Here is an 11,672-nt window from a genome sequence, read left to right on the forward strand (position 1 = left end):
GTTCCCGGGCGCTTCGAGTGAATGGACTCAATGAAGATTCTGTTGACCGGCAGTTCCGGGCGGATCGGACGCGCGATCTTCGGCGCGCTGGCGGCGGCCCATGAAGTGGTGGGGCTGGACCGCAGTCCGTTCGCCACTACGCGCATCATTGCCGATGTCACCGATCGTCAGGCGGTCACGCGGGCGGTGCAGGGCGTCGGCGCGGTCATCCATACTGCGGCGCTGCACGCCCCGCACGTCGGCCTGGTGCCGGATGCGGTATTCCAGCAGATCAATGTGGAGGCGACCGCGCACCTGTTGCAGGCTGCCCGCGAGGCAGGTGCACGCCGCTTCGTACTGACCAGCACCACCGCCCTCTATGGTCACGCGGTGGTGGCCGGCGGCTGCCGCTGGATCGATGAGGACACCGAACCCCTGCCGCGCACCATCTACCATCGCAGCAAGCTGCAGGCAGAGGCGTTGGCTGAAGCCGCTGCGGCGCCGGGCTTCAGCGTGCGCGTGCTGCGCATGGCTCGCTGCTTCCCCGAGCCACCGGAGCGGATGGCGATGTTCCGCTTGCACCGCGGCATCGACGCGCGCGACGTGGCCAGCGCACATGCCGCGCTGCTGCACGATGAGGGCGCTGCCTTCGCACGCTACATTGCCTGCGCACCGACGCCGTTCCTGCGCGAAGACTGCCTGGAACTGGCCACCCAGCCGCGCAGGGTGCTGGCCCGCCGCGCCCCACAGCTGCTGGCCGAGTTCGAGCGCCGTGGCTGGCCGCTGCCGTTGAGCATCGACCGCGTCTACGACAGTGCACGGATGCGCAGCGCACTGGGCTGGCAGCCGCGCTTTGGCCCGGACGATGTCCTGCAGCAGTACGCCGCTGGCAGCATCGAAGTACTGCCGCGGGCGGAATGGATCAAGGACCGCGTGGCCGAATAGGGCGGCATTAGGGCGGGTTCCTGACCCGACCCTGAGCAGGTTCAGGAATGTGCAGACGGACCGCCTCAACCTCGTTCGCAGACGGCCGCTAACCCTGTGCGCTTCCAGCGCCGGGCCCGACCCGGCGGCCGGTGGCCTGCGCGACGGATCGCGCGCCTGCGCGGTGCCTTCGCGGTGCCGGTCGTCCTGAACTGCCTTGCGGACCCTTCCATGTCTTCTTCCCGTTCCGCCGCTGCCCGCCGCCCGGGCAGCATCGCCCACAAGTTGATGCTGGGCACCGCCGTGATCGCACTGCTGTGCTTCGGCCTGACCGCATTCCTGATCTACCGACAGGCCAGCGCCAGTCTGATCAGCGCCTCGCGCCAGACCATGACCAGCGAGGCCAACGCTGAAGCGCGCCAGGTCGCGGCTGATCTGGGCACTGCCTTCGCCAGCAATGACGCCATGGTCGAGACCGTGCTGGCCCAGCGCGCGCGCGGTGACGTGCCCGATCGCGCCAGCCTGGCGGCGGTGCTCGGCGAGCAGTTGCGCACCCATTCAGAATGGCTGGGCAAGAGCACCATGTGGGAGGCCGATGCCTTCGACGGCAAGGACGCCGAGTTCGTCAACACCGAAGCGCACGACGCCACCGGTCGCTACATGAGCTACTGGGCCTGGCACGACGGCAAGCCGCAGCAGTCACAGATGACCGACTACACCGAGACCGCCAGCGGTTCCGGTGACTGGTACATGGTGCCCAGCCGCGACAAGCTGCCGAAGGTCAGCGAGCCCTATGCCTATGACATCGCCGGGCAGCAGGTGCTGATGAGTACGCTGAGCACGCCGATCATCGAGAACGGCAGGTTCCTGGGCGTGTTCACCGTGGACTTCTCGCTGGCAGCGTTGCAGAAGCACCTGGCCACATTGAAGCCGATGGGGGCTGGCCGCGTCGAACTGCTGTCGCCGAAGGGCGTGGTGCTGGCTTCGGCCAATGCCGCCGAAATCGGCAAGCCGCGCAACGATGCCCTGACCCGCAGCATGCTGGCCGACATCGCCGCCGACCGTCCGTTCGAGGCCTTCAGCCCCGATGCGGCCGGCAACGTGCGCGTGTATGTGCCGCTGCGCGTGGGCGACGCCCCGCAACGCTTCGCGCTGGGCGTGGTGATGCCGCATGCGGTGATCGTGTCTGAAGCACGCCAGCTGCTGTGGCTGACCCTGCTGGTCGGCGTGATCGCCGCGCTGACCCTCAGCGCCGGTGTCTATGTACTGCTGCGTCGCCTGGCGATCCGCCCGCTGGCCGAAGCAGTGCGCGTGGCCGGCGACGTCGCCGCCGGCAAGCTGGACAGCACGTTGCCGGCACGCAGCAACGACGAAGTGGGGCGCCTGCTGGACGCGATGCAGGGCATGCGCGGCCAGCTGCAGTCGGTGATGGCCGCGCAGGCTGAAATGGCGCGCCGCCACGATGCCGGTGAACTCAGCTACCGGATGGACGCTGCAGCGTTCCCGGGCGAGTACGGCCGCATGGTGGCCGACAGCAACCAGCTGGTGGCGTCCAGCAATGCGGTCACCCAGCGCCTGGTTGAAGTGATGCAGCGCTATGCCGTGGGCGACCTCAGCGTGGACATGGAAGCGCTGCCGGGTGAGAAGGCGGTATTCACTGCCGCGATGGCGACCACCAAGAGCAACCTGGCCGCGATCAACGAGCAGATCCAGCAGCTGGCCGCTGCTGCCGCTGCCGGTGATTTCGCCGTGCGCGGTGATGCACTGCGCTTCGACCACGATTTCCGCCGCATGGTGGAGACCCTGAACACGATGATGCAGGTCAGCGACCACAACCTGGCTGCACTGTCGACGCTGCTGCGTGCGATCGCCGCAGGCGACCTCAGCGCGCGCATGCAGGGCGACTTCCACGGGGTATTCGCGGTGATGCGCGACGATGCCAACAGCACCGTGCAGCACTTGACCCAGATCGTCGGGCAGATCCAGCAGTCGGCGGCCAGCATCCGCCTGGCCGCCGGTGAGATCGCCGCCGGTAACAGCGATCTGTCGCGGCGTACCGAGCAGCAGGCCGCCAACCTGGAAGAAACCGCCGCCTCGATGGAGGAACTGACCTCCACCGTGCGCCAGAATGCCGATCACGCGCTGCAGGCCAACAGCCTGGCCGGATCCGCGGCGGGCGTGGCCAGCGAAGGCGGCCAGGTGGTCAGCCAGGTGGTGCACACCATGGAGCAGATCGAGGCGTCTTCGCAGCGCATCGCCGAGATCATCTCGGTGATCGATGGCATTGCGTTCCAGACCAACATCCTGGCGTTGAACGCGGCGGTGGAAGCGGCGCGTGCCGGCGAACAGGGCCGTGGCTTTGCCGTGGTGGCCAGTGAAGTGCGCGCACTGGCGCAGCGCTCGGCAGGTGCGGCCAAGGAGATCAAAGAGCTGATCGACGCCTCGGTGGCGCAGGTCGGCGCCGGTGCGCAGCTGGTGCACGGCGCGGGCCGCACCATGCAGGAGATCGTCGGTCAGGTCGGGCGGGTCAACGAGATCATGGCCGAGATCTCGGCCGCGTCACGCGAACAGTCGGCCGGCATCGAGCAGGTCAACCAGACCGTGGTGCAGATGGACGAAACCACCCAGCAGAACGCCGCGCTGGTGGAGGAAGCCAGTGCTGCCGCGCGCGCGATGGAAGAACAGGCCGAGCAGCTGGCGGTGGCGGTTTCGCGCTTCCGTTTGCAGGCCGAGCCGGTAGCCGCGGCACGCCGCGCGGCCTGAAACCAGGCATGCGCACATGAAGACGCCCGGCCAAGGCCGGGCGTCGTCGTTTCTGCTCATCGGTGCGCCGGAGTCAGGTCCGGTAACCGCAACGGCTCAGAACATCCCTTCGAAGGGGTTCCAGCTGGCCTTGCCCTTCACCTGTTCCAGGTAGTAGCTGTAGTTGGTGCTGGAGGCGACCAGGAAGTTCATGGCGATGAACACGGCACGGGCCACAATGTCCGGCAGGAACAGGGTGACGATGCCCAGCGCGATGTTGATGCCGAGCACGACCAGCGCCTTGCGCCACATGCCCAGGATGAGCAGGTAGATGAAGCCGAAGAAGAAGGCGAAGAAGTTGATGTTGACCTTCAGGCGGTCACCGAAGGACAGCGCCTTCCAGGCCTGCTTGAAACCCGGCTCCTTGGGCGCGCCGTGCTGCTGGAAGAAGTTGAAGCGGAACTGCCACTTCGGGCTGAAGCGGGAGAGGTCGACTGCGTTCATTGACGATCACGTCCTTGTAGGAAAACGATTACATCTTATCGGGCGAGGGGTCCGCGAGGCCACCCTCCCGCGTCAAAAATGTGACGTTTGATCAGGTGTGGCGCTGTGGCAGGGTACGCATCGTCACCCATCCGCCTTGTTTTTAGGATAGGGTGCGCAGTTCCGCTGCCGCCCCAGCTGAACCCGGGCGGCGGCGGGATGTCCATGGAGGTTGCATGACCACACCTGCTACACCGGAAAACGCACCGGGACCGGTGCTCCTGCCGACACCTGAAGTGGTGCAGGCACAACAGCTGCTCGCACGCCAGCAATTGGCGGTGGCGATGGACCGTGCACGCACGGCTGCTACGCAGAACGCGGCCGCGGCCGCGCTGGAAAGCGAGTAATCCGCAACACCGCCGATCGCGCTGGCCTGTCGCCAGCGCGATCGCGGCGCGCGCCGCCGGTCAGAACCGCGCGGTCATGCTCAGGAAGTAACTGCGTCCGGCCACGAAGTAGTCGGTGGAGCCTTCGGCATACAGCTTCTTGTCGACCAGGTTGCTGACGCCGCCGCGCAGGGTCAGCACCTCGTTGACGTTCCAGGCCGCAGTCAGGTCATACAGGGTGTAGGCCTTGAGGAAGGTCGTGGCGGTGCCGGTCTGCTTGCCGGTGTACTGCGCCGACAGGCTGCTGGAAAACACCGTGTTGGGCGTCCAGTCCAGCGACGAATAGCCGGAGAATTCCGGCGTATCGATCAGGTTCCTGCCGGTGGTCAGGTTCTTGGCCTCCTTCATCCAGGTGGCCGAAGTGCGCCAGCGCCAGTGCTCACCGAAGCGGAAGTTGAGGTTGCCTTCCATGCCGCTGGTACGGGCGCGCTGCACGTTGCTCATGCGCGTCCACCAGATGCCGTTGAACCGGCCCAGCGGGGCGTACTCGATCTTGTTCCTGAAGTCGGTATGGAAGTAGGTCAGGCCCGCATCGACCAGGTCGTTGTCGAAGCTGATGCCGATCTCGCGGTTGGTGCTGGTTTCCGGATCCAGATCCGGGTTGCCGGCCATGTAGCAGCCACCGCGGGTATAGCCCAACGGGATCAGCGAGGTGCAGCCGCGGCCGCCGGACTGGGTGGCGGCGGTGGCCGAATTCTCGGTCAGGCTGGGTGCGCGGAAGCCTTTGGAAACGCCGCCCCGGATCGTCCACTGCTCGGCCGGATGCCAGACCAGGTAGGCACGCGGGCTGACGTGGCCGCCGAACTTCTCATGGTGGTCCAGGCGTGCGCCCAGGGTCAGCGCCAGGGTGCGGTGCAGCTTCAGTTCGTCCTCGACGAACAGCGCCCAGGTATCGACCTCCAGGTCCGAGCCACTGACCGCGTTGCCGGCATAGTCGATCGGCGCGCGGCCGATGGTGTCGGTGTTGGTCAGCTCCTGACGCTTCCACTGGCCGCCCACGGCGAACTGGTGTTCAACGCCGAGGGTGAACGGCGTGGTCAGGCTGCCTTCGATGATCGTATCGGTGGCTTCGGAGCGTCCGGTGGCACCGATGTCGTTCTTGTATTCGGTCCAGTACGCACTGATCTTCGAGTTGCCAAAGCTCCACTTGCCATCGTGGTTGAGCGCCAGCGAGCTGCGCTTGAGTTCACTGGCACCCCAGGCGCCTTCGTCCTGTTTTTCCAGTGAGGCATCGATGAAGGCCTGCTGCACGCCATGGCCGGCTTCCAGCGACAGCTCCTGGGCGTCGCTGAGCTTCCACTGCAGCAGCGCGTCGACATTGCGGTCCTTCTCGCCGGCGTAGGCATTGCCATAGACACCACCGTTGGAGCGGTCCGAGTCGCGGCGCATGCTGTTGGCGCCGATGCGCAGGCCGAAGCGTTCGCCGAGTGGGCCGGAGAACGTCGCGCCGATCTGCTGGGTATCCCCGCGCTTGCCATCACCCGGGCGGGTGTAGCTGTGGGTGGCACTGCCGTTCCAGTCATCGCCGATGCGCTTGGTGATGATGTTGATCACGCCGCCCATCGCGTCGGAGCCGTACAACGACGACATCGGTCCGCGTACCACCTCGATGCGTTCGATCTGGTCGGGCGAGATCCAGTTCAGATCCTGACGGCCGAGGTCGGGGCGGTAATTGGTCGAGGCCGAGCTGCCCATGCGCTTGCCGTCCACCAGCACCAGCGTGTAGTTGGAGGGCATGCCGCGCAGCTTGATCTTGGACTGCTCGCCCGCCGCGCTGAAGCCACCGGTCACGCCCGGCACGCGGCTGAGCAGGGTGGCCAGGTCGTGCACCGGCTGGCGCTCGATATCCTCACGGCTGATCACGCTGATGCTGGCCGGCGCATCCTTGATCCATTGCTGGTTGCCCGAGGCGGTGACCACCACGGCATCCAGATCCTTGGTGGAGGCATCGGCGCTGGCCTCAGCGGCGGCCAGGCCGGGCAGGGCCAGCAGGCAGGCGGTGGCCAGGGCGGTGGCCAGGCGGGTGCGCGGCAGGCGCGCGGAACGGGAACGGGACGGCAGGGACATGACGGCTTCCATGGGAGAAAGTAGGGACCCGGTGGAAGCAGCAGGCGCAGCGGACAGCAGGCAGCCCCTTCCATGGGTCGTCGGCGCGGTGTGGACCGGCGCAGCTGGGTGGGTCTGTGCCGTGCGGAACACGGCGACCTGCCTGGTTAATGAAATGATAACCGTTCGCGTTTGTTACGATCCAGTACCCCCGGTGACAAAGTGACAACCTCCTGCGCCGCCACGGCACGCCTGCTGTTTGCTGAATGGGGACAAATGCCGGCGTAGACCTTCGCACGCGGCTTACATCCGGCGCCCTAGACTGAGCCGCATTTTCGATTCCGCCCCGTTGGAGATCGTGTGGGTTCCGGTAGTGACAGACATCGACTGTGTGGCCAAGCGCCGGCACAGCCAGGACAAGTGCGGGCGCCGGGAAGGCGCGCCGGGAACCTTCGTGCATGCAGCCCGGCCGGGACGGCCGGCCGTGCCGACCGTGGGGAGTAAGCGGTGATGGGGGGTCAAACCATCCACGCAGACGCGGAGGCCCCCGGGCTCGACGCCGGCTGGGCGCTGCTGCCGGCCGAGTCGCCGCTGCAGATGCCCGAGCAGACCCTGCGCGCAGGCGAACTGAAGGTCCGCCGTCACCGCACCTCGCCGCGGCTGATCGGCCTGCGCCGGTTCTATATCTTCGGCGGCACGCTGGCGATGACCGCCATCGCCACCCGGATGATGTGGCGGGTGCTGTCGGCCAATGGCATCAGCGTGCTCGAAGCCTGCCTGCTGGTCCTGTTTGTCGGCCTGTTCGCCTGGATCGCGCTGTCTTTCGCCAGCGCCCTGGCCGGCTTCCTGACCGCTGTGTTCGATCGTGGCTACCGTCTCGGCATCGATCCGGACAAGCCGCTGCCGACCGTGCACAGCCGCACCGCGCTGCTGATGCCGACCTACAACGAAGACCCGCGCCGCCTGTTGGCCGGCCTGCAGGCCATCTACGAATCAGTGGCCGCCACCGGGCAGCTGGAACGTTTCGACTTCTTCGTGCTCAGCGATACCCGTCGCGAGGACATCGCACGGGCCGAGGAGCAGGTGTTCGCCGAGCTGCGTGATCGCGTGCCGGACGGTCGGGTGCGGCTGTTCTATCGCCGCCGTGGCGACAACAGCGGGCGCAAGGCCGGCAACATCGCCGACTGGGTCCGCCGCTTCGGTGGGGCCTACCCGCAGATGCTGATCCTCGACGCCGACAGCCTGATGACCGGCGACAGCATCGTGCGCCTGGTCGCGGGCATGGAACACAACGCCGATGTCGGCCTGATCCAGACGCTGCCGTCGGTGATCGGCGGGCGTACCCTGTTCGCCCGCATGCAGCAGTTCGGCGGCCGCGTGTACGGGCCGGTGATCGCCCGCGGCGTGGCCTGGTGGCATGGTGCCGAGAGCAACTACTGGGGTCACAACGCCATCATCCGTACCCGCGCCTTCGCCGACCACGCCGGCCTGCCGGCGCTGCCGGGGCGCAAGCCGTTCGGCGGCCACGTACTCAGCCATGATTTCGTTGAAGCGGCACTGATGCGCCGTGGCGGCTGGGCCGCGCACATGGTGCCGTACCTGGGCGGCAGCTACGAGGAAGGGCCGCCGACCCTGACCGATCTGCTGGTGCGCGACCGCCGCTGGTGCCAGGGCAACCTGCAGCATGGCAAGGTGGTCGGCAGCCGTGGCCTGCACTGGATCAGCCGCACCCACATGCTGATTGGTATTGGTCATTACTTCACCGCGCCGATGTGGGCGATGCTGATGCTGATCGGTATCGCCATCCCGCTGTTCCAGGAGGGCATCGATTTCAATGCCCTGCTGCACCTGTCGCCGAGCGTGTACTGGCGCGCCCAGGACGAGGAGCAGGTGGTGCGCCTGTTCGCGGCGACCATGGCGGTGCTGCTGCTGCCCAAGGTGCTGGGCTACCTGGCGATGCTGCTGGACCCGGTCGACCGCCGCGGCTGCGGTGGTGCGATCCGCGCGTTCGTCTCGATGCTGGTGGAAACCGTACTGGCCGCGCTGATGGCGCCGGTGGTGATGTACGTACAGTCACGCGGCGTCGCCGAAGTGTTGTCCGGGCGCGACTCGGGCTGGGACGCACAGCAGCGTGACGACGGTGGCATCTCGTGGTTGACGCTGATCCGCGGCTATGGCGGTCTGGGCGTATTCGGTGCCTTCATGGGTATGCTGGCCTGGGCGGTATCGCCGTCGCTGGCCGCGTGGATGGCACCGGTGGTGATCGGCATGGTGCTGGCGGTGCCGGTGGTGGCGCTGACTTCCTCGCGTGGCCCGGGTGCCTTCCTGCACCGTCTTGGCCTGCTCGATATCCCCGAGGAGAACATTCCGCCGCCGGTGCTGGTGCGTGCGGCACAACTGCGCCGGGAAGCCGCCGAGCAACCGCCGCTGTACTGATCCCCCTGTGCCAGCGGCATAATGCGGCTCGAACTTGAAGGAGCCGCATCATGCTGCAAACGGTGGAACAGGAAACCGGCGCCTCGCCGCAGTGGTCGGTGATCTGGCTGCACGGCCTCGGTGCCGACGGCCATGACTTCGCGCCGATCGTGCCGGAACTGGTGCGCCCGCACTGGCCGGCGCTGCGCTTCGTGTTCCCGCATGCACCGGTGCGGCCGATCACGATCAACAACGGCGTGCCGATGCGTGGCTGGTACGACATCGTCGGCATGGATTTCCGTTCGCGCGCCGACATGGCCGGCGTGCAGGAATCGGTGGTGCAACTGGACGCGCTGATCACGCGCGAGATCGAGCGCGGCATTCCGGCGGAGAAGATCTTCCTGGCCGGCTTCTCGCAGGGTGGCGCGATCATCCTGACCGCCGCGCTGTCGCGCACCGCGCCGCTGGCTGGCCTGATCGCGCTGTCCACCTACCTGCCCGAAGCTGAAAGCGCCAAGCGCGTTCACGGTGCGGTGCAGGTGCCGGTGTTCATGGCCCATGGCAGCAGCGACCCGGTGATTCCGCAGGCGGTGGCCGTACACAGCGCGCAGGCATTGCAGGCGCTGGGCCTGGAAGTGGAGTGGCACAGCTACCCGATGGCGCACCAGGTCTGCGCCGAAGAGATCCAGGCGCTGGGTGACTGGCTGCAGGAACGGCTGGGCGCCGCCTGAGCCATGCCTCCGGCCAGCACGCCGCCGTGGATGCCGGAACTGTGCCGCCTGCCGCGGCTGGCGGCGATGCTCGGCCTGGCCGAGCTGGTGGTGGTAGTGCTGGCGCTGGCGCCCGACGGCAGCCGTCACTGGACCTTTGGCGAACTGTTGTCGGCCAGTGGTTTCGCGTTGTGGCTTGCGCTGGCGGTGACCGCCAGCCTGTGCCTGCTGCGGCAGGCGCTGTCGAGGCTGCCGCAGGTGCTGGGGGCTGTGGCGGCCATCGCACTGGCGACGCTGATCGCCGTGGTCTGTGCCGGCATCGTGCATGCGCTGTACGCGGTGCTGGGGGACAACTTCGCCCGCGGCATCAGCTTCTGGCGCTTCACGCTCGGCAGCGCGGCCACCACCGCGCTGATCACTGCGCTGGCCCTGCGCTATTTCTACGTGAGTGACCGCTGGGCCGCGCAGGTGCAGGCCAATGCCCGTGCCCAAGCCGACGCGCTGCAGGCGCGGATCCGTCCGCATTTCCTGTTCAACAGCATGAACCTGATCGCCAGCCTGCTGCATCGCGATCCAGCGGTGGCCGAACGTGCGGTGCTCGATCTGTCCGATCTGTTCCGTGCCGCGCTGGGTGCAGGCGAGGGGGATTCCACCCTGCGCGACGAATGCGAGCTGGCCGAGCGCTACCTGTCGATCGAATCGCTGCGCCTGGGCGAGCGCCTGCAGGTGCGCTGGCAGCGCGACGAGCCGCTGCCGTGGGACCTGCCATTGCCGAGGCTGGTGCTGCAGCCGCTGGTGGAGAACGCCGTGCTGCACGGCATCTCGCGCCTGCCCGAAGGCGGCACCATTGAATTGCAGCTGGTGCGCGAGGGCAACGAGCTGCAGATCCGCGTACGCAATCCCGCGCCCGATCCACAGGCCCCGGGGCTGGCCCTGGCGCGCGGTGCCGGTCATGCCCAGCACAGCATCGGCCATCGGCTGGCCTGGCGCTTTGGCAGCGCCGCACGGATGACGGCTGGCTGGAGCGAGGGCTACTATGCCTGCCAGGTGACAGTGCCGATCCAGTGAGGGAACGATCGTGAGGGTAGTCATCGCCGATGACGAACCGCTGGCGCGTGAGCGCCTGCGCAGCCTGTTGGCCGCGCAGGACGGCGTGGACGTGGTGGCCGAGGCCGGCAACGGCGAACAGGCCCTGCACGCGTGTGCGGAGCTGCAGCCGGACCTGGTCCTGCTGGATATCGCCATGCCCGGGCTGGATGGCCTGGAAGCCGCCCGCCATCTGGCCAGCTTCGAGCCGCGCCCGGCGGTGGTGTTCTGCACGGCCTACGACGCGCATGCACTGTCGGCATTCGAGGCCGCAGCGATCGACTACCTGATGAAGCCGGTGCGCGCCGAACGCCTGGCAGCGGCGATTGCACGTGCACGCACGTTCCTGGCCGGTCGCGACGGCCAGCCTCAGGAACACAGCGGGCAGCAGGCCCGCAGCATGCTGTGCGCGCGCCTGCGTGGCAGCCTGCGCCTGATTCCGCTGGACGACATCCACTACCTGCAGGCCGAGGAAAAGTACGTGGTGGTGCACCACGCACGCGGCGAGGACCTGATCGAGGAGTCGCTGAAGTCGCTGGAGGAAGAGTTCGCCAGCCGCTTCATCCGCATCCATCGCAATTGCCTGGTGGCACGCCATGAGCTGGTGGAGCTGCGACGTGGCACGGGTGGCCAGGTGCAGGCGATGCTGCGTCATGGCAAGCAACCGCTGGAAGTCAGCCGCCGCTGCGTGGCGACGCTGAAGCAGGAACTGCGGCATCTGTGAGTTTTCCGCGCGGCCTGCGGCCGCGACTGCTTACAGATCAACATCAAGATCAACAGCAACAGCAACAGCAACAACGGGTCATGGCTCGGTATTTCTACGTGCTGGGTCGGGGCGGGG

At 67.2% G+C, this 11,672-nt stretch carries 9 protein-coding genes; 7 read left to right on the plus strand and 2 right to left on the minus strand.

Translation table 11 applies throughout. From position 1 onward, the window contains the following. Positions 1 to 30 precede the first annotated feature (30 nt). Both ACJ7C5_RS08905 and ACJ7C5_RS08910 read left to right on the plus strand, forming a co-directional pair. Positions 31 to 924 carry an NAD-dependent epimerase/dehydratase family protein gene (locus tag ACJ7C5_RS08905; protein WP_412703686.1) on the plus strand — a complete coding sequence of 298 codons (894 nt, stop codon included), beginning with the start codon at positions 31 to 33 and terminating at the stop codon, positions 922 to 924. A gap of 210 nt (positions 925 to 1,134) precedes the next feature. Beyond that, positions 1,135 to 3,666 (plus strand): methyl-accepting chemotaxis protein, encoded by a 2,532-nt coding sequence (locus ACJ7C5_RS08910; RefSeq protein ID WP_412703687.1) that lies wholly within the window; start codon positions 1,135 to 1,137, stop codon positions 3,664 to 3,666. 96 nt (positions 3,667 to 3,762) lie between these two features. Here ACJ7C5_RS08910 and ACJ7C5_RS08915 read toward each other — a convergent pair whose 3' ends face one another. Then, positions 3,763 to 4,149: a DUF2628 domain-containing protein gene (locus ACJ7C5_RS08915; protein WP_094001067.1), complete on the minus strand. Its 387-nt coding sequence runs from the start codon at positions 4,147 to 4,149 to the stop codon at positions 3,763 to 3,765. A 215-nt stretch (positions 4,150 to 4,364) separates the two neighbouring features. Between ACJ7C5_RS08915 and ACJ7C5_RS08920 the strand changes: the two genes are divergently transcribed. Beyond that, positions 4,365 to 4,535, plus strand: a complete 171-nt coding sequence (locus ACJ7C5_RS08920) for a hypothetical protein (RefSeq protein WP_167345305.1) — start codon at positions 4,365 to 4,367, stop codon at positions 4,533 to 4,535. 60 nt (positions 4,536 to 4,595) lie between these two features. Here the strand turns inward: ACJ7C5_RS08920 and ACJ7C5_RS08925 are convergent, their stop codons facing one another. Beyond that, positions 4,596 to 6,641: a TonB-dependent receptor domain-containing protein gene (locus ACJ7C5_RS08925; RefSeq protein ID WP_412703688.1), complete on the minus strand. Its 2,046-nt coding sequence runs from the start codon at positions 6,639 to 6,641 to the stop codon at positions 4,596 to 4,598. 489 nt (positions 6,642 to 7,130) lie between these two features. Between ACJ7C5_RS08925 and mdoH the strand changes: the two genes are divergently transcribed. Genes mdoH through ACJ7C5_RS08945 form a run of 4 tightly spaced genes read left to right on the plus strand, consistent with a single transcriptional unit; the run spans position 7,131 to position 11,555 of the window. After that, positions 7,131 to 9,056 carry a glucans biosynthesis glucosyltransferase MdoH gene (gene mdoH / locus ACJ7C5_RS08930; protein ID WP_094001065.1) on the plus strand — a complete coding sequence of 642 codons (1,926 nt, stop codon included), beginning with the start codon at positions 7,131 to 7,133 and terminating at the stop codon, positions 9,054 to 9,056. A gap of 50 nt (positions 9,057 to 9,106) precedes the next feature. Further along, on the plus strand, positions 9,107 to 9,766 hold the full coding sequence (locus ACJ7C5_RS08935; protein ID WP_412703689.1) for an alpha/beta hydrolase: 660 nt from the start codon (positions 9,107 to 9,109) through the stop codon (positions 9,764 to 9,766). A 3-nt stretch (positions 9,767 to 9,769) separates the two neighbouring features. Then, positions 9,770 to 10,813, plus strand: a complete 1,044-nt coding sequence (locus ACJ7C5_RS08940; protein ID WP_176433081.1) for a sensor histidine kinase — start codon at positions 9,770 to 9,772, stop codon at positions 10,811 to 10,813. Between the two features lie 10 nt (positions 10,814 to 10,823). Further along, complete coding sequence (locus ACJ7C5_RS08945; RefSeq protein ID WP_049449107.1) at positions 10,824 to 11,555, plus strand: LytR/AlgR family response regulator transcription factor; 732 nt, start codon at positions 10,824 to 10,826, stop codon at positions 11,553 to 11,555. The last annotated feature ends 117 nt before the right edge of the window (positions 11,556 to 11,672 follow it).

This window comes from Nocardiopsis yanglingensis (genome assembly GCF_045809185.1).
In the GTDB taxonomy this organism is placed as follows: domain Bacteria; phylum Pseudomonadota; class Gammaproteobacteria; order Xanthomonadales; family Xanthomonadaceae; genus Stenotrophomonas; species Stenotrophomonas yanglingensis.